Genomic DNA, 18534 nt, shown 5'->3' on the forward strand with positions numbered 1-18534 from the left:
TACGCCGAGGTGCTCAAGAAATCCGTCGGCGGTCCGAGCACCCTTCAATAGCGTTGCGCTTGGAACTTGAGACCGCCGTCGGTCAGCCAGCCATAGATCATCACATGACTAGTACGATGCTCGAGTACTAGCAGCCAAGCGCGGGCCGCATCTAGGTCGTCGTCAATTATGATTTCTATTCGATCAGACCACTCTAGCCTTATCTAGAAGATGGGCTCGCCGGCGATCCTTGAGCCTAGCGACCTCCACTCGTATTACACCGCTTGGGCTGGCGTCAGGCCGAGCATCATCATTGTGCCGGTGATCAGCAAGCTGAGCATCTTAAGGTGGGGCGTCGAGACTCTCCATCGAATCTGTTGTTGTGTTGTGACGGTGGTTCTACGGCGGCAAAATGTTGTACATATTATTTTTGTGTTCAACATATACCTTTGTATGTGTCGACTATGGTGCTTTGTCCAGTTACCGTCATCCCATGGTCGTGTCGCCCGAGGGGCACGCTCACGATGAGACGCTCAACATGGGAACAGGTCGCGATAAGCAATGAGGAGAGGCCTTCATGCCAGATAACAAGCGCCGGCTGCGCAGCGCCGAGTGGTTCGGTACCGCTGACAAGAACGGCTTTATGTACCGCAGCTGGATGAAAAATCAGGGCATTCCCGATCACGAGTTTCAGGGCAAGCCAGTCATCGGAATCTGCAATACTTGGTCGGAGCTGACGCCTTGCAACGCCCATTTCCGAAAAATCGCTGAGCATGTCAAGAAAGGCGTACTCGAGGCCGGGGGCTATCCGGTGGAATTTCCAGTGTTTTCCAATGGCGAGTCTAATCTTCGCCCCACGGCGATGTTCACTCGTAACTTGGCGAGCATGGACGTCGAGGAGGCTATCCGCGGCAATCCGATGGATGCAGTTGTATTGCTGGTGGGTTGCGACAAGACCACACCAGCGTTGCTGATGGGCGCTGCCAGCTGTGACCTGCCGACGATTGTGGTGACGGGGGGGCCGATGCTCAACGGCAAACACGAGGGCCAGGATATCGGTTCCGGTACTGTGGTATGGAAGCTCTCGGAAGAGGTCAAGGCAGGCAAGATATCGATACACGACTTCATGGCCGCCGAGGCCGGAATGTCTCGCTCTGCGGGTACCTGTAACACCATGGGCACTGCCTCCACCATGGCCTGTATGGCGGAATCACTCGGCACCTCGTTACCGCATAACGCGGCGATTCCAGCAGTTGACTCCCGTCGCTATGTATTGGCGCACCTTTCCGGAAATCGCATTGTAGAAATGGTCGATGAGGATCTAAAGCTTTCAAAGGTGCTGACCAAGGATGCTTTCGAGAACGCTATTCGTACCAATGCGGCTATAGGCGGCTCCACCAATGCTGTAATTCACTTGAAGGCTATCGCCGGGCGCATAGGCGTCGACTTGGGAATGGACGACTGGTCACGAGTTGGCCGAGGTACGCCGACCATTGTCGATCTACAGCCCTCCGGCCGCTACCTGATGGAGGAGTTTTACTATGCTGGTGGCCTTCCTGCGGTGCTCAAGCGTCTCGGCGAAGCCGATATTCTGCCCCATAAAGACGCGTTGACCGTCAATGGCAAGACCCTGTGGGAGAACGTCTGCGACGCCCCGCTGTACAACGATGAGGTGATTCGTCCCCTCGACAATCCGTTGCGGGAGGATGGTGGCATGTGCGTGCTTCGCGGGAACTTGGCACCGGGCGGCGCGGTACTCAAGCCTTCGGCGGCAACCCCCGAACTGATGCAGCATCGTGGTCGCGCGGTAGTGTTCGAGAATTTCGACGACTACAAGGCGCGTATCAACGACACGGACCTAGATGTAGATGCCAACAGTATATTGGTGATGAAAAACTGCGGGCCACGTGGCTATCACGGCATGGCTGAGGTCGGCAACATGGGCTTACCCTCCAAGCTGCTGGAGCAGGGCATAACCGATATGGTGCGCATCTCCGATGCCAGGATGAGTGGAACTGCCTACGGTACCGTAGTGCTGCATGTGGCCCCGGAAGCGGCTGCAGGGGGGCCGTTGGCTGCAGTGCGCAACGGCGACTGGATTGAGCTCGATTGCAACAGCGGTCGGTTGCATCTGGAAGTCGACGCACTTGAACTTGAGGCGCGTCTGGTCGAGGGCGACCCTACCGCAGTATCGAAAGAGATCGCCCGCAGTGGTGGCTATCGACAGCTCTACATTGAGCACGTGTTGCAGGCTGACGAAGGTTGCGATTTCGATTTTCTGGTTGGCTCGCGGGGCGCCGATGTGCCGCGCCACTCGCACTGAGGAACATTTCTATGACTAAACAACTTATGACCAAGGATCGCCTGCGCTCGCGATATTGGTTCGACAACCCGGATCATCCAGGCACCACTGCCCTGTGCTTAGAGCGTTACATGAACCAGGGGGTCACCCTAGAGGAGTTGACCAGTGGCCGGCCGATCATTGGCATTTGCCAATCGGGCTCTGATCTGGCGCCCTGTAACCGGCACCACATTGAGTTGGTGAAACGAGTCAAGGATGGTGTGCGCGCTGCTGGTGGAGTCCCCTTCGAGTTCCCATTGCATCCGATTCATGAAAATGTGCGCCGGCCCACCGCGGCGTTGGACCGTAACTTGGCCTATCTAGGGCTAGTCGAGGTGTTGCACGGTTATCCGCTGGACGGTGTAGTACTGACCACCGGCTGCGATAAGACCACTCCGGCCAGTCTGATGGCCGCGGCAACAGTTAATATCCCTGCCATAGTGCTGTCGGGCGGGCCGATGCTGAATGGTTGGCGAGGCCGTGAACGAGTCGGCTCCGGAACTGTGGTGTGGGAGATGCGCAAGCGTCTGGCCGCCGGGGATATCGATTACCCGGAGTTCCTTTCGCGGATAGCTGATTCGGCGCCCTCAGTGGGTCACTGCAATACCATGGGCACCGCCTCGACGATGAACTCGCTGGCCGAGGCACTAGGCATGAGCCTGCCCGGTTCAGCGATGATCCCCGGGCCCTATAAGGAGCGAGGGGCGGTTGCCTACGAGACTGGTGAACGCATCGTCGACATGGTCTGGGAGGATTTGCGGCCGAGCGACATTCTGACCCGTGATGCGTTCGAAAATGCCGTCGTTACCTGCTCGGCGCTAGGGGGATCATCCAACGCGCCGATCCACATCAACGCCATCGCTCGCCACGCTGGAGTCGAACTCGACAATGACGACTGGCAGCGTTTGGGCCATGAAGTACCGCTGCTAGCTAACGTTATGCCTGCTGGAGCCTATCTCAGCGAGGAGTTTTATCGTGCCGGCGGTGTCCCGGCGGTGATGAATGAACTGCTATCGGCGGGACGAATTCACGGCGAGGTGATAACTGTCAATGGCTTATCCCTAGCAGACAATATTGCCGGTTGTGAGACTGCTGATGAAGATGTGATTCGACGCTATAGAAATCCGCTGGTAGAACACGCGGGGTTCCTCAACCTGAAAGGCAATCTTTTCGACTCGGCGTTGATGAAAACCAGCGTAATTGCCGCTGACTTCCGCCAGCGCTTCCTCAGCGACCCGGATGACCCAAACGCCTTCGAAGGTAAGGTGGTCGTGTTTGACGGTTCTGAGGACTATCACGCACGCATTGATGACCCGTCGCTTGGTATTGACGGGCGTACCATCCTAGTGATGCGGGGCGCTGGCCCTGTCGGGCATCCCGGTGGTGCCGAGGTGGTCAACATGCAGCCACCTGAGGCGCTCATTCGCGCTGGCATTGACTCGTTGCCATGCTTGGGGGATGGGCGTCAGTCGGGCACATCCGGCTCGCCGTCCATCCTCAATGGTTCGCCAGAGGCTGCTGCCGGTGGGGCGCTTGCGCTGCTCAAGAGCGGTGACTGGGTACGGGTCGATCTTGGTCGTAGCGAGGTAATGTTGAAAGTCGATGACGCCGAGCTGGCAGTGCGCCGCGAGTGTCTGGAGGCCGAGGGTGGCTATCGTTACCCCGACCATCAGACACCTTGGCAGGAGATTCAGCGCGGGATGGTTGAGCCACTGGACCAGGGCATGACTTTAGCACCTGCAACCAAGTATCGAGATGTTGCCCGGACCAGTCCCCCGCGGGACAATCACTGAGTAAACACTAACGGCAAAAGCACGCGGCCGGCACAAAGGCGCCGGCCGCGTGCTTTTGCTGAGGACAAGTCTAGGGCTCAGACTAGGTCGAGCCGACGACCTAGGGCGCTGTCCCCAGGCTCAATGCCCAGTGCCTCGGCGGTTCCAGCAAGCACAGCTTGAGCAGCGAGGAAAGCTTCGCGGGGCTGGCGGGCACGAATGCTCTCCATTAGCTGACGGTGTCGTTCTAGACTTGCTTCGGGATCGCTGGCGCTGGTGTTGGATTCTGCCACCAACATGTAGATCGAGGGTCTGAGGATGTGCGAGAGCTGTGCCCAAACGATGTTGTGGGTTGCTTTGAAGATGGCTACATGGAAGGCGACGTCGAAGTCACTATGCAGCCTGCCACCCTGGCCGTGCAGGTTTTGTCCCATGCCCTCGAAAGCCTCCTCCATAGCGACCAGGTCTCGGGCTGTGGCGCGCTTGGCTGCGGTTAGTGCCACATAGGGCTCGACGTCGAGACGAAACGATAGAATTTCGCGCTGGATGCCCGGGTTGGGAGCAGCGTACCGGGTCATCCAATCGGTAACTTGGGTATCGAGGATATTCCATTCGGCGTATTCGCGTACCTTGGAACCATGGCCCGATATGCGTTCGATGACGCCTGCATCCACCAGCTGTCGCAGGTCGCTGCGCACAGCTGAGCGGTTGATTACAAACTGCTCGCAGAGGTCTACCTCCTTGGGCACGAAGTCACCAGGGTGATAGCGGCCAGAGAAAATGGCCTCAGCCAAGAAGTCGGCCACACTAGGGCGAGTAGCTGTTTTGCGCTTTTTATCTATCACAGGTCCCTCGGCTAGTAAAAACTAAACATATGATGTTTTATGTTGCACATTTCGTCAATACGATTTTTGTGCTACCAAGTCGTAGCCCGTTATTGGACCGCAGAATGGCCAAAGGCGATGTGGTCTTCGGGCTTGGTAGCGCCGGAGCCAACAGTGTCTTTGGTCATGCCTCTCTTTAAGCCGCCCTCGGGGCATGGTGGTGGGCGAATATTACTGCTGAGAAAGAAGCGCCTAAGAGGTGGGGTCTCTGCTTGCCCCCTTGCGCAACGCCTACAAGGTATCGTGAAATCTCCTAGCCGGCACTTTGCTCTCTGTCAACGGTGTAAAATGTGGCCGCCTTAAGGTCTAAGAAATTTGCTGGTGGGTATGAACGGCTAGAGCAAGCTGTCGGGGAGCCGTTGTGAGCCTCGACGATGATAACCAGGTCGTTCCCGCCTTGATGGACACTAGTCGTGGTATTTTGGTTCTCTTCAGTGCGCTTCTGCTTAAATGCGCGCATGGAGCCAAGCGATCTACGTCTAAACGATTTCAGATATTCATTGGTCTATTGGATTTTGTCGATGCTGTAACGGATGTAGAAAACCGTAGATAGGTTGGCGTTATGGAACTATCTGCTCTTGATAGTCCGCGCTTCAATTATACACAATCGATTTCACCCATCTACTTTAGGTGCACATTTAACGATTATCCTATTTCAAGTATACTTGGGTTGAGCATTCTAATTATGTTGTGTTGGTTTATGTTTTTTAGTTTGTAAGGAGTTTCTAATTGTTGGTATTGGGATTGGCTAAGGGATAGACATGACCTAGTCTCCAATAAGCTACGGCGTGAACTAAATGGCATTCTCTTAAGCTGGTAAATATTGATTAAGTTACCTAATAAGAGTATTTGCTCTATTTTTAAAGCTTTATGCTGTATATTGGTTTTAATTTTTGATATATGGGTATATCTAGTGATTGGTTTTTCACTAGATATTATATTAAAATTTACGGACAGGTCTCGCCCTGGATCAGCTGTGTCGAGAGCCGGTGTGATGACGCGGGCTCCAGCCCCAGAATCATTCGCGCGGCAAGGCGGCCTTTCTCGGTACTGTCCTGGTGGACGGTGGTCAGACGCGGTGACCGATATTGTCCTTCCTCGATGCCATCGAAGCCGGTGATACGCAGATCCTCGGGAATTCGGATGCCACGTTGTTCGGCCAGGGTCACGGCGGTCAGAGCAATGCGGTCTGACATGCACAGCAGGAGGTCTGGCCGCTCGCTGGCCGGCAGGTCGAGTATCTCTGCCAGCACCGGCGCGCAGACCTCATAGGTGTTTTCCTCGATGTTCCACATCGCGACGTCTTGCAAAGACACCTCTCGCTCTGCCAGGGCGCGATGAAACCCCGCCAGACGCGAGCGAGTAATGGTACGGCCGGCCGGAAGCAGCGTATGGGCATCGGTGATGGGGCCATTGCAGGGCGTGTCGGTCAGGCGCAGGTTGACGATACCGATACGACTGGCGGGTGTCTGCAAGGCATGTTGCGCGATGGTGTAGCAGGCGGGCTCATCATCCACATGGATGGCGGGGTGATCGCCCAGATCGAAGTCGACTGCCACGATAGGCTTGTGACCCGCGCTCTGGAGTTCTTCCACCAGCGCCATGCTGGCCATCAGCCCGTAGACGATGAAGCCATCGGCAATGCTGGAAGATCCGGGTGCCTGGGAGGCATTCTGGCGGCCTGAAAGCAGCAGTAGGGTATGGCCGTGAGCATCCAGCACTTCCGCGATGCCCGACAGCAATTCGCTGGCGACGGCGTCCTTGAGGCTGTAGGTCAGCGTCTCCGCGAGTACCACGGCGATGATCCGTGAGCGCCCCGTGCGCAGACTGCGCGCCTTGGCATCCGGGCCACGGTAGCCAAGGCGTTTGGCCTCCTCGAGCACCCGCTCGCGCAATGCTGGCGAGAGCTGGTCGGGGCGGTTGAAGGCGTTGGAGACGCTGGCGGTGGAGACGCCGAGTTGAGCGGCTAGCTCCTTGAGAGTGATGCGGCGAGGCGATGACACAGGCGTCGGGTTCCTGAAGGTGAAAAGCTTGAACGATTAAGTGCAGAGATAGCATATCGCCACGTACCAGAAATGCCCAGAAAGTGACGGAGTTGGCCGAACGAGCGGTCAACTGCGCACAAGGCGTCCAGTCGGGCAACGCCTGCTAGCAGTCCTGCACTTGCGAGGTATCGGCTGGCACGACCAGCCAGGCTGCCATCCCCGGCGCCAGGCTCAATTGGCCTGCTTCAAGCGAGGGCGTGGCCATGCCGGGCAACGAGACGACCTCTATCGGGTCATGATGCTGGCCATGAGGCATTCGCGAGCCCATCAGGGTAGGCAGATCGAGCATGACGGGGGCGTTGTCGTGTTCCGGGGCGTGACCTGCCTCGTGTTCCAGATTGGCCAGGCACACCATCTGCTGGTGAGGAGTGTGACGTATCACACCAAAGACACCCTTCGGCAGCACGGACGGGGAAATGAGCGTCTGTTGCCCCGTCTTCAGCGTCGCATTCTCGCGACGCAGTTCCAGCAGCTTGCGAACGCGATTCAGCAGGCTCTCGGGCGCCTCTTGTTGCAGCGAGACCGCCTGTGACTGATGAGGGGCATGGACGGGAAGCCAGGGCGACAGGGAGTCAGCGCAGAAACCACCATTGCGTTGAGGCGCCCACACCATGGGCGTGCGACAGCCATCGCGTCCCTTGACCTCGGGCCATAGCGCGATTCCGAAGGGGTCCTGCAGCTCGGCGTAGCTCAGCTCCGCTTCCTCGAATCCAAGCTCTTCGCCCTGATAGAGGCAGAGGCTGCCCCGCAATGAGCAGAGTACCGTCAGAGCCAGCAAGGCGCGTGCGCTCCCCCAGCGGCTGGCACTGCGCGGAACATCATGATTGGACAATGCCCAGCACGGCCAGGCGTCTTCGCCATGCTCGGCAAAGCGTGCCAGAACGGCGTGCAAGTCCACGGCATCGCCCGTGCTGTTGAGCAGGTCGAAGGTGTAGGCCATATGCAGGCGTTGCTGGCCCGCGGTGTAGGCTGCCATGGCGGGAAGCGGGTCGCTGCCCCCGACCTCGCCGACGCTGGTGGCGCCGGGGTATTCCTCCAGCAGGGCACGAATCTCTTCCAGATAGTCGAGATTCTCTGGCTGATCCGCATTGTGTTTCAGCAGTTGATAGCTGCGGGGATGCCCACGGCTACGGTAGTCGTCCGAGGACGGCGGATTGTCCGTCAGCGCCTGGTCATGGAAGTAGAAGTTGGCGGTGTCGAAGCGGAACCCGTCGACGCCCAGCTCCAGCCAGAAGCGCAGATTGTCGAGCTGTGCCTGACGCACCTCGGGATGATGGAAGTTGAGGTCCGGCTGGCTGGCGAGGAAGTTGTGCAGATAATACTGGCAGCGTCGTGAATCGAAGGTCCAGGCCGGGCCACCAAAGGCGGCTAACCAGTTGTTGGGCGCACCGCCGTCCGGGCGCGGGTCGGCCCAGACATACCAGTCAGCCTTGGCATTGTCCCGGGATTGGCGACTTTCCCGGAACCACGCATGCTGATCGGAACTGTGTGACAGCACCTGATCAATGATGACGCCCAGCCCGAGCTCATGTGCGCGGGCGACGAGCCGCGAGAAGTCCTCCAGAGTGCCGAACAGGGGATCGATGTCACGGTAGTCCGAGACGTCATAGCCGAAGTCCTGCATGGGCGAGGTGAAGATGGGGGAGACCCAGATGGCGTCCACCCCCAGGGTCGCGAGGTAGTCCAGACGTTGGATGATGCCGGCAATATCGCCGACACCATCGCCATTGGCGTCCATGAAGCTGCGCGGATAGATCTGATAGAGCGTTGCGCCGCGCCACCAGTCGTGTGCGGCATGGCGATGGAGTTGGGTAGATGTCATTGCACAATCCTTGTTGTCGAGGCGGCAGGGGGCACGGGCATGCTAGAGCGCCGGAAAGGCCCCGCGTCTCTGCGCGAGACCTTCCGGGCGTCATCAGTCTGCAGGCGCAAGGCCTGGCGGGGTGAGGCCGTTGGCGTTACCAGCCGCGGCGCCCGATGCGGGTGAGTTCTCTCCCGAGCGCTTCCACCGCCTGAGCACCGGTCTCCTCGCCCGACAGCACCTGATGGGTGCGGTTGAAGAAGGCATTGGAGACGCGAGCGTAGGCATCGCCCGTCACCGAGGCCGGGCGCGCGACGCCGGTTCTGAGCGCTTCATAGAGCTCGCCCATCGAGGGGTTGCTCGCCAGCACCTCGTCATCCTGATAGAGGTGTTCGATGGTGGGGTTGCGCCCCATCTTCATGGCATGGGCCTTCTGCTGCGGAGCGGCGGTGATGTAGGCGACCAGCTCCGCTGCGGCCTGTGGGTGCTCCGAGTAGTGTGATACCGCAAGATTCCAACCGCCCAGGGTCGCGCGTGACTCGCCCTGCGGGCCATGCGGGAGGGGGGCCATGCCGACCTTGCCTGCCACCGGACTGCCCTCGGCCTGGCTGAGCTTCCAGACATAGGGCCAGTTGCGCAGGAACAGCGCATTGCCCGACTGGAACAACCCACGTGACTCCTCCTCGGTATGATTCAGCGCACCTTCCGGAGCGATGCTGCCGATCCAGGAGGCGGCGAGGTCGAGTGCCTCGGCGGCGCGCGAGTTGTCGATGGTGACCTCACCGGCATCATCCACCAGGGTGCCGCCGCCCTGGCTTGCAACCCACTCCAGTGCGTTGCAGGTCAGCCCCTCGTAGGCGCGCCCCTGGAAGCTGTATCCCCAGAAATCGGCATTACCGGCGTCGCGTTCCGCCGCCTGGATCGTGCGCGCCGTCTCGGTGAGTTGCTGCCAGGTCTCCGGCACCTGCTGGTCGTATTTTTCCAACAGGTCCTTGCGGTAATAGAGCACGCCTGCGTCGGTGTACCAGGGCATGGCCACCAGACGTCCCTCTACGGTGCCGTTGTCGACCAGCGCGGGGAAGAAGCCCTCGGTGGCGTCGTCGGGCAGATAACGAGAAAGGTCGACCAGGTGATAGTCGAGCAGCCCTGGCCACGCCATGTCGACGATCAGCACGTCGATGTCACTGGAGCCGCTGCTCAGCAGCTGCTGATACAGCGAGAGCTTCTCGGTGGTGTCGTTGGGAGTGGAGATCACATTGACACGATTGCCGGATTGCTCGGCCCATTGCTGGGCGAGCTCCGGACACATGTCGGAATCTCCGCCGGGGCCACAGGCAATCGTGACCTCGGTGGCCAGTGCGAGGGGTGCCGTCAATGAGGCCCCGCTCAACAGCAGGGCACCGGCGCTACCCTTGAGGGTAGTGAGCATCCGTTGGCATGGGGTGCTGATAACAGAAGGCATGGCGTGCGACTCCATCATTGTGATTGTTGTTGCGGCGTCCGGGATGACCGTCATCCACCGAGCATCCCGTGAAGCATCGAATCTGCCAGGCGTCAGTTGAGGGCGAGCCACATGGCGCTGCCTGGCATCAGCGACAGGGGGTGGTGAGAGGCGTGTGTCGCCGTGACACCGGCGATCTCGAGGGTGGTCCAGGTGGTGATGTCTGGCGCCAGTTGACTCGGGTCGATAACGCTCGGCGTATCGCCTGTCCCGAGGTGTGCCAGACACAGCAGGCGTTGCGCTCCATGCTGACGCACGCTGGCGAAGACGTCGTCCGGGAGCCGCTCGGGGGCAATTAGGGTCTGATCACCTTCGCGCAGCACCTGGCTGGTCCCGCGATAGCGCAGCAGGCGACGCGCTCGCGACAGGAAGCTGTCATCACGGTTTTCCTGCTGCGCCACCGACAATGGCAACTGGCGTGGGGAGACCGGTAACCAGGGCGTGGCCTCAACGCCGGACTCCGTCGCGCAGCGGCTGAACCCACCGTTCAGGCCGTCATCCCAGACCATCGGCGTGCGACAGCCATCGCGGCCCTTGATCTCGGGCCACAGGTTGATGCCGAAGGGGTCCTGCAGGTCCTCGAAGGCCAGCTCCGCTTCGGGAAGCCCCAGTTCTTCTCCCTGATAGAGGCACAGGCTGCCACGCAGCGAACACAACACCGTCAGGGCGAGCAGGGCGCGCGATTCTCCCCAGCTGGTTGCACTGCGTTCCACGTCATGATTGGACAGGGCCCAGCAAGGCCAGGTGTCTTCGCCTTGCTCGGCAAAGCGCGTCAGCACGTCGTAAAGCGCGCGGGCATCGCCATCACTGTTGAGCAGGTCAAAGGTGTAGGCCATGTGCAGGCGGCATTGGCCGGCGGTATAGGCAGCCATGGTCGGGAGAGGGTCATTGCCGGCGATCTCGCCGACACTGGTGGTGCCCGGGTACTCATCGAGCAGGTCGCGGATGCGCTCCAGATACGCCAGATTCTCCGGTTGCTCGATATTGTGCTGCATCCGCTGATAGCTCTGCGGGTTGCCCGGGTTGACGCCTTCGCGCGCCATCGCCGGGTTGTCGGTCAAGGCGCGGTCATGGAAGTAGTAATTGACGACGTCGAAGCGGAAGCCGTCCACCCCCAGATCCAGCCAGAAGCGCAGGTTGTCCAGCTGCGCCTGGCGCACCTCGGGATGATGGAAATTCAGGTCCGGCTGACTGGCCAGGAAGTTGTGCAGATAGTACTGGCGGCGCTTGGCATCGAAGGTCCAGGCGCGACCACTGAAGGCCGCCATCCAGTTGTTGGGCGGGTTGCCATCCGGAAGCGGGTCGGCCCAGACATACCAGTCGGCCTTGGCGTTGTGACGGTCCTGACGGCTTTGCTGGAACCAGACGTGTTGATCGGAGCTGTGAGACAGCACCTGGTCGATGATCACGCGCAACCCCAGCTGGTGGGCTTGCGAGACCAGGTGCTTGAAATCCTCCAGGTGGCCGAACATCGGGTCGACATCCCGATAGTCCGCGACGTCATAGCCGAAATCCTTCATCGGCGAGGTGAAGAAAGGGGATAGCCAGATGGCATCCACGCCGAGACTGGCCACATGGGGCAGGCGCTCGATGATGCCGGCCAGGTCGCCAATGCCGTCGCCGTTGGCATCCATGAAACTGCGGGGGTAGATCTGATAGATCGTGGCACCACGCCACCAGTCGAGGCGTGCGTGAGGATCGAGTTGAGACAGGGTCATCATGACCTCCTTGTGAGTCGCGTGATCGGCAAGCGGGAGATTCAGTGCGCCTCGCCAGCACAGCGCGCGATGGCAACGCCGTGGGGCGGCAGCGTCAGGCGACCTGCCTGCCAGTGACCATTGATCATGCCGGGGGCATCCTCGAGGGCTTCCGCTCGCCAGGCGGTCTTCAGAGTCAGGGCCTGAGCAGAGAAGTTGAGCGCGATCAGCAACGACTCGCCGCCTGAGTGACGCGTGAAGCAGATGACTTCCTCATGCAGCGAGTGGAAGTGGATCTCCCCTCGGCTGAGAGCGGGGTGACGGCGGCGGAAGGCGAGCAGCTCCCGGCTGGCATTCAACAGCGATGCCGGGTCGTGTTCCTGATGGTCGACGGCCAAGGCATGGTGGAAGTCGGGAACCGGCAACCAGGGAGACACGCGAGAGAAGCCCGCATGTGACTCACCGGCCTGCCACGGCATGGGCGTCCGGCAGCCGTCGCGTCCCTTGTAGCGTGGCCAGAAGGTGATGCCGGCGGGGTCCACCAGCTGGTCATGGCGTAGCTGGGCTTCACTCAGCCCCAGTTCTTCGCCCTGATACAGGCAGACGCTGCCGCGCTGGGTCAGCAGGAAGGCGAGATAGAGGCGCAGGCGCGCCGGCGAGGCTTCGGCGTCCCAGCGCGTTGCCAAGCGTGTGACATCGTGGTTTCCCAGCGCCCAGCACGGCCAGCCGTCTCCGATCTGCGCTTCCATCGTCTGTAGGGTCGCCAGGAGGTGGTCAGGTGAGGCGTTCTCGGTCAGCAGATCGAAGGAATAGGCCATGTGCAGCCGCTGGTCGCCCCGGGTGTACTCGGCCATCACGCGCAAGGAGTCATCGTCACCGACCTCGCCAACGCTGGTGGTGCCGGGGTATTCATCGAGCAGACTCCGCAGCCGTTCGAGAATGGCGAGGTTCTCGGGTTGGGTCTTGTCGTGAAGATGTTGTTGATAGCCGTAGGGGTTGTCCGGGCGCACGCCAATGAAGCCCTCGGCGATCTCACGCCGCGGTGGGTTATCCTTTAGCTCACCATGTGTGCAGAAGTTGATGGCATCCAGACGGAAGCCATCCACCCCCCGCTCCAGCCAGAATCGCACTTCTTCAAGAATGGCCGTCACGACCTCGGGGTGATGGAAGTTGAGGTCCGGCTGCTCGATCAGGAAGTTGTGCAGGTAGTACTGGCAGCGGCGAGTGTCCCATTGCCACGCGGAGCCCCCGAAGATCGATTGCCAGTTGGTGGGCGGTGCGCCATCGGGTCTGGGGTTTGCCCAGACATACCAGTCGGCGCGCGGGTTATCGCGGCTCTGGCGGCTTTCCTCGAACCACGGGTGGGCGTCGGAGGTGTGTGAGAGCACCTGATCGATGATGACTTTCAGGCCGCGCGCATGCGCTGCCTCGACCAGACGGTCGAAGTCCTCCAGGGTGCCGAACATCGGGTCGACATCGCGATAGTCGCTGATGTCATAGCCGAAGTCCTTCATGGGCGAGGTAAAGAAGGGAGATAGCCAGATCGCATCGACATTCAGCGAGGCGATGTAATCCAGGCGCTCGAGGATGCCCGGCAGATCACCGATGCCATCGCCATTGCTGTCCTGAAAGCTGCGCGGGTAGATCTGATAGATGACGGCGCCGCGCCACCAATCGTGGGCCGACACCTGGGTGTCTCGAATCGTGGACATGCGAGTCTCCTGGGCGGGAGCCATGGCTCCCGCCCGTGCGGTCCTTGCGGAGAATGAAGCGGTTGGCCTGAGGCGCCGTAAGCAGGCGCTGGATACTCAGTCCTGGCTGCCAGGTCCTCGAGGAAAAGCCCTGCAGAACAGGCCCTGAACGTCAGGCTGCCTGGCGTTGCTGAGTCAGGCTCAACGCGCGATCCTGGCTGTCGAAGAGATGCACGTGCTCCAGGTCCGGCACCAGCGCGACGCGTTGGCCGATCTTCCATTGACTGGGGGCTTCACTGCGGTGGATCAGCAGGCTGTCGCCGTCTTTCGGGTCCAGATAGACATAGACTTCGTTGCCCAGGTACTCGACGTTGACGATCTCGAAGGCGTTGTCGCCACGAGCCTCTTCCAGGCAGAGGTGTTCGGGACGAATCCCCAGCGTCAGGCGGCTGCCGGTGCGTTCGTCGCCGGCATCGCGAGGCAGATCCAGTTCGCCGATCCCGGGCGTCGCGATGCGACAGCCATTGCCCTCGCTTCGCAGCAGCTCTGCCGGCAGGAAGTTCATGGTCGGGGAGCCGATGAAGCCGGCCACGAAGCGGGTCGCCGGCGCCTGATAGAGCGTCTGGGGGCTGCCGACCTGCTCGATGCGCCCATCACGCAGTACCACGATCTTGTCGGCCAGCGTCATGGCTTCGACCTGGTCATGGGTGACGTAGACCATGGTGGAGCCCAGGCGATGGTGCAGGCGGGCGATCTCGTTGCGCATCTGGACGCGCAGCGAGGCATCCAGGTTGGAGAGCGGCTCGTCGAACAACAGGATCTTGGGCTCACGCGCCATGGCGCGCCCCATGGCGACGCGCTGGCGCTGGCCACCGGAAAGCTCCTTGGGCTTGCGATTCAGCAACTCCTCGAGCTGGAGGATGCGCGCCGTTTCCATCACGCGCTGCTCGACGTTGTCCTTGTCGGCCTTGGCAAGCTTGAGGCCGAAGGCCATGTTCTCGTACACCGTCATGTGCGGGTAGAGCGCATAGGACTGGAAGACCATGCCCACGCCGCGCTCACGCGGGGGGAGGTCATTGACCAGATCGCCGGCGATATGCATCTCACCTTCGCTGATCGATTCCAGCCCGGCGATCAGGCGCAGCAAGGTCGACTTGCCACAGCCTGACGGCCCGACGAAGACCACGAATTCTCCGCTGCCGATCTTCAGGTCCAGGTCCTTGATGATGTGCGTGCTGCCGAAGGTCTTGTTGATCTTGGAGAGGGTTACGCTTGTCATCTTGCGACTCCCAGCCGGTGCTCGGCACCGGCTTTCGAAAGAAGGTTAGTCGAGTGCCAGGAAGGCAGCCTGATAGGCCGGCAGTACCAGGCGCGCTGCCTGGGGCTGAGCCTCGTCCAGTTCGGCAGTGAAGCCCGTGCCCCCGAGAAGGCGCGCGCCGCCTGCGTAGGCTTGCGGCAGTGCGGTGGTCCGTTCGGTGCCGGTCAGGTTGAAGAGACACAGCATGCGCTGGCCATCGTGCTCGCGCTGAAAGCCCAGCAGCTCGTCACCCACGTCCACCAGTTCAATGTTCCCCTCGCGCAGTACCGGGTGTTGGCGGCGGAAATTCAGTAGGGTGCGTGTGGCATGCAATACCGAGTTGGCGTCGTCTTCCTGATTGGCCACGGCCAGCGGCAGGTGGCGTTCATCGACCGGCAGCCAAGGCTCGACATTCGAGAAGTCCCCCCGGGCCGTCTGACGCCAGGGCATGGGAGTCCGGCAACCGTCGCGGCCCTTGAATTCCGGCCACAGCACCTTGCCGTAGGGGTCCTGGATGCGCTCGAAGGGCACCTCGGCTTCCGGCAGGCCCAGCTCCTCACCCTGGTAGAGGCAGACGCTGCCGCGCAGTGACAACACCATGGCCAGGGCGACCTTGGGATAGGCCACCGGGTCTTCGTCGGCACCCCAGCGTGTGGCGCTGCGCACGACGTCGTGGTTCGACAGGGCCCAGCATGGCCAGGCATCACCGGCCAGGCGCTGGAAGCGCTCGATGACTTCTCGCAGATAGCCTGCGGAGTGCGGGGCATTGAGCAAATCAAACCCGTAGGCCATGTGCAGCTTGTCTCCCCCGGCGGTGTACTCCGCCATGCGCTCCAGCGGCTTGTCATCACCGATTTCGCCCACTGTGGTGGTGCCCGGGTATTCATCCATCAGGGCGCGCAGGTCTTTCAGGAAGTCGAGGTTTTCCGGACGGCTCAGGTCATAGACGTGTCGCTGCCAGGTATAGGGGTTGGAATCCGGCGCGCCCAGTGTCTTGGCCTCGCCCGCCGGTACCGGCGGATTGTCGCGCAGGGCCTGATCATGGAAGTAGAAGTTGACGGTATCCAGACGGAAGCCATCGACGCCCAGCTCCAGCCAGAAACGCATGTTGTCGAGCTGTGCCTGCCGGGCTTGCGGGTGGTGGAAGTTCACGTCGGGCTGGCTGGTCAGGAAGTTATGCAGGTAATACTGCTGGCGGCGTGAATCGAAGGTCCAGGCCGAGCCGCCGAAGATCGACAGCCAGTTGTTGGGCGGCGTGCCGTCGGGCTTGGGGTCTGCCCACACGAACCAGTCGGCCTTGTCATTCGTCCGGTCCTGACGGCTTTGCTGGAACCAGGGATGCTCATCGGAGGTGTGGCTGATCACCTGATCGATCATGACCTTGAGATTGAGCGAGTGAGCGCGCTCCAGCAGCACCTTGAAGTCCTCCAGGGTGCCGAACATCGGGTCGACATCACGGTAATCGCTGATGTCATACCCGAAGTCGAGCATCGGAGAGGTGAAAAAGGGCGACAGCCAGATGCCATCCACGCCCAGGGAGGCCACGTAATCGAGTCTGGCGGTGATGCCCGGCAGATCCCCGATCCCATCGCCGTTGCTGTCCAGGAAGCTGCGCGGGTAGATCTGGTAGATGACGCCACCGCGCCACCAGCTGGAGGAGGTCTGCATTTGGGTTTCGAGCAATGACATGAAGATTATCCTTTGACGGCGCCGGCGGTCAGGCCGGATACGATGCGGCGCTGGAAGATCATTACCAGGATGACCAGCGGTATGGTGACGGTGACGGAGGCGGCCATGATGGGGCCCCAGGGGAGCTCATGCTGGCTGCCGCCGGAGATCAGAGCGATGGCGACCGGCACGGTGCGTTCGCTGTCGGTCAGCGTGAAGGTCAAGGCGAACAGGAACTCGTTCCAGGCCGCGATGAAGGCGAGCAACCCGGTGGTGGCCATGGCCGGCCACATCAGGGGCAGGAAGACCTTGGTGATGGTCTCCCATGGCGTGGCGCCGTCCATGATCGCGGCCTCTTCCAACTCCATGGGCAGCTGTCGCATGAAGGTCGTCAGCACCCAGACGGTGAAGGGCAGCGTGAAGATGGTGTAACTGAGAATCAGGCCACCGGGGTTGTTGTAGAGATTCAGGCTGCGAATCACCTCGAACAGCCCGGACAGCACCGCGACCTGAGGGAACATCGAGACCCCGAGGATGATCAGCATCACGGTGGAGCGGCCGCGAAAGCGCACGCGTCCCAGTGCATAGGAGGCGGTGATGCCCAGCAGCAGCGCGATCAACACGACGCTCAAGGCGATCAGGATCGAGTTGCCGATCGCCTGCAGGAAACTCTTCTGCGCAAAGATCTGGGCGTAGTTGCTGAAGTCCAGTGAGGTCAGCCAGTAGTTGACCTCGAACAGCTCACTGGACGGTTTCAGTGAGGTGATGACCGCGTAATAGAAGGGGAACACGGCGTAGACGATGATGATGGCGATCAAGGCCCATTTACCGACCAGCTTGGCGAGTCGGGTCATCTGGTAGCGATTCATCGGATGCTGATTCATTTATCCACTCCCAGTTGGCGGCGGCCAAGGTAGAGGTAGACCACGACGGCCAGCGCGATGATCAGGAATAGCATCGTGGAGGCGGCACTGCCGTAGCCCACGTCCTGGAACTCCACCAGTTGCTGGCGGGCGTAGATTGACATGGTCATGGTGCTGGACGAGTTGGAGGTCAGCACATAGATGACGTCGAAGACGCGCAGTGCATCGAGAAGACGGAAGATCACGGCGACCAGCAGGGCCGGGGTGATCAATGGCAGGGTGACACGGAAGAACACCTTCACCGGGTGAATGCCATCGACCTCGGCGGCTTCATAGCAATCCTTGGGCAGCATCTGCAGCGCGGCGAGTACCAGCAGTGCCACGAACGGGATGGTCTTCCACACATCGACCATGATCACGGCCCACATCGAAAGATCGGCATCCGCCGTCCAGGCCAGTGGCGCATCGATCAGCCCCAGCCCCATCAACAGGTGGTTGATGATTCCGAACTGGTCATTGAGCATCCAGGCCCACATCTTGGCGGAGACGATGGTCGGGATGGCCCAGGGGATGAGCACCGCGGCGCGGACCAGCATGCGCCCCTTGAATTCGGCGTTGAGCAGCAGGGCCACGATGATGCCGAAGACGACTTCCAGCGACACCGAGATGACGCTGAAATAGACGGTGTTCCAGACGGAATTCCACCACACCGGGTCAGCCAGCAGGCCGTACCAGACGCCGTCGTCCTTCACGAGATAGTTTTCAAAGCCGATGAAGGCGGCGCCGGTCGTGTCCGAGAGCGAGGCATCGGTCAGGCTGAGGTAGAAGGTTCTCAGCAGTGGCCAGCCGGCCACCAGGGCCAGCGCGACCAGCATCGGCGTGAGATAGGTCCAGGCCGCACGTACCCGCTGGCGTCTGACCTTGGTGCCGCGTTTGCGGGTCCGGGCCGAGGGCGTATCCGTCGGCACTGACTCATTGAGCGTGGTTGTCATGCG

Annotated in this window: 12 protein-coding genes; 2 read left to right on the plus strand and 10 right to left on the minus strand. The window is 60.7% G+C overall.

Going from position 1 to position 18534, the window contains the following annotated elements; all coding sequences use genetic code 11:
• Window positions 1-556: 556 nt before the first annotated feature.
• Window positions 557-2302: an IlvD/Edd family dehydratase gene (locus tag R2R70_RS16395; protein ID WP_410978519.1), complete on the plus strand. Its 1746-nt coding sequence runs from the start codon at window positions 557-559 to the stop codon at window positions 2300-2302.
• Between the two features lie 11 nt (window positions 2303-2313).
• Window positions 2314-4113 (plus strand): IlvD/Edd family dehydratase, encoded by a 1800-nt coding sequence (locus R2R70_RS16400; protein ID WP_107335109.1) that lies wholly within the window; start codon window positions 2314-2316, stop codon window positions 4111-4113.
• A 77-nt stretch (window positions 4114-4190) separates the two neighbouring features.
• On the opposite strand, the gene R2R70_RS16405 is transcribed toward R2R70_RS16400, so the two are convergent.
• The 10 genes from R2R70_RS16405 to R2R70_RS16450 form a co-directional block, all read right to left on the minus strand.
• Window positions 4191-4898 carry a FadR/GntR family transcriptional regulator gene (locus R2R70_RS16405; RefSeq protein WP_107335108.1) on the minus strand — a complete coding sequence of 236 codons (708 nt, stop codon included), beginning with the start codon at window positions 4896-4898 and terminating at the stop codon, window positions 4191-4193.
• Between the two features lie 1025 nt (window positions 4899-5923).
• Window positions 5924-6979 (minus strand): LacI family DNA-binding transcriptional regulator, encoded by a 1056-nt coding sequence (locus R2R70_RS16410; RefSeq protein ID WP_200906744.1) that lies wholly within the window; start codon window positions 6977-6979, stop codon window positions 5924-5926.
• Window positions 6980-7124: 145 nt separating this feature from the next.
• Window positions 7125-8843: an alpha-amylase family glycosyl hydrolase gene (locus R2R70_RS16415; protein ID WP_410978520.1), complete on the minus strand. Its 1719-nt coding sequence runs from the start codon at window positions 8841-8843 to the stop codon at window positions 7125-7127.
• A 136-nt stretch (window positions 8844-8979) separates the two neighbouring features.
• Window positions 8980-10251, minus strand: coding sequence for an ABC transporter substrate-binding protein (locus R2R70_RS16420; RefSeq protein ID WP_410978556.1), 1272 nt, complete (start codon window positions 10249-10251; stop codon window positions 8980-8982).
• A 125-nt stretch (window positions 10252-10376) separates the two neighbouring features.
• Window positions 10377-12044, minus strand: a complete 1668-nt coding sequence (locus R2R70_RS16425) for an alpha-amylase family glycosyl hydrolase (protein ID WP_410978521.1) — start codon at window positions 12042-12044, stop codon at window positions 10377-10379.
• Between the two features lie 38 nt (window positions 12045-12082).
• Entirely contained in the window at window positions 12083-13732 is a 1650-nt protein-coding gene (locus tag R2R70_RS16430) for an alpha-amylase family glycosyl hydrolase (protein ID WP_410978522.1), read from the minus strand.
• A gap of 151 nt (window positions 13733-13883) precedes the next feature.
• A complete protein-coding gene (locus tag R2R70_RS16435) occupies window positions 13884-14990 on the minus strand; it encodes an ABC transporter ATP-binding protein (RefSeq protein ID WP_131431779.1) in 1107 nt (368 codons plus the stop codon).
• A gap of 45 nt (window positions 14991-15035) precedes the next feature.
• On the minus strand, window positions 15036-16676 hold the full coding sequence (locus R2R70_RS16440; protein WP_410978557.1) for an alpha-glucosidase: 1641 nt from the start codon (window positions 16674-16676) through the stop codon (window positions 15036-15038).
• A 26-nt stretch (window positions 16677-16702) separates the two neighbouring features.
• The gene (locus R2R70_RS16445; protein WP_170877360.1) at window positions 16703-17560 is read right to left on the minus strand and encodes a carbohydrate ABC transporter permease; all 858 of its coding nucleotides are present in this window, start codon (window positions 17558-17560) and stop codon (window positions 16703-16705) included.
• Window positions 17557-18531, minus strand: a complete 975-nt coding sequence (locus R2R70_RS16450; RefSeq protein WP_410978523.1) for a carbohydrate ABC transporter permease — start codon at window positions 18529-18531, stop codon at window positions 17557-17559. The genes R2R70_RS16445 and R2R70_RS16450 overlap by 4 nt, the downstream gene beginning before the upstream one ends.
• Between the last annotated feature and the right edge of the window lie 3 nt (window positions 18532-18534).

The organism is Cobetia sp. SIMBA_158 (assembly GCF_046566945.1).
Lineage (GTDB): Bacteria > Pseudomonadota > Gammaproteobacteria > Pseudomonadales > Halomonadaceae > Cobetia > Cobetia amphilecti.

What these genes read in the sequence shown, in the direction of transcription:
- R2R70_RS16395 (WP_410978519.1), top strand. Translation starts at nt 557, where the DNA reads ATGCCAGATAACAAGCGCCGGCTGCGCAGCGCCGAGTGGTTCGGTACC.
- R2R70_RS16400 (WP_107335109.1), top strand. Translation starts at nt 2,314, where the DNA reads ATGACTAAACAACTTATGACCAAGGATCGCCTGCGCTCGCGATATTGG.
- R2R70_RS16415 (WP_410978520.1), bottom strand. Translation starts at nt 8,843, where the DNA reads ATGACATCTACCCAACTCCATCGCCATGCCGCACACGACTGGTGGCGC.
- R2R70_RS16420 (WP_410978556.1), bottom strand. Translation starts at nt 10,251, where the DNA reads ATGCTCACTACCCTCAAGGGTAGCGCCGGTGCCCTGCTGTTGAGCGGG.
- R2R70_RS16425 (WP_410978521.1), bottom strand. Translation starts at nt 12,044, where the DNA reads ATGATGACCCTGTCTCAACTCGATCCTCACGCACGCCTCGACTGGTGG.
- R2R70_RS16430 (WP_410978522.1), bottom strand. Translation starts at nt 13,732, where the DNA reads ATGTCCACGATTCGAGACACCCAGGTGTCGGCCCACGATTGGTGGCGC.
- R2R70_RS16435 (WP_131431779.1), bottom strand. Translation starts at nt 14,990, where the DNA reads ATGACAAGCGTAACCCTCTCCAAGATCAACAAGACCTTCGGCAGCACG.
- R2R70_RS16440 (WP_410978557.1), bottom strand. Translation starts at nt 16,676, where the DNA reads ATGCAGACCTCCTCCAGCTGGTGGCGCGGTGGCGTCATCTACCAGATC.
- R2R70_RS16445 (WP_170877360.1), bottom strand. Translation starts at nt 17,560, where the DNA reads ATGAATCAGCATCCGATGAATCGCTACCAGATGACCCGACTCGCCAAG.
- R2R70_RS16450 (WP_410978523.1), bottom strand. Translation starts at nt 18,531, where the DNA reads ATGACAACCACGCTCAATGAGTCAGTGCCGACGGATACGCCCTCGGCC.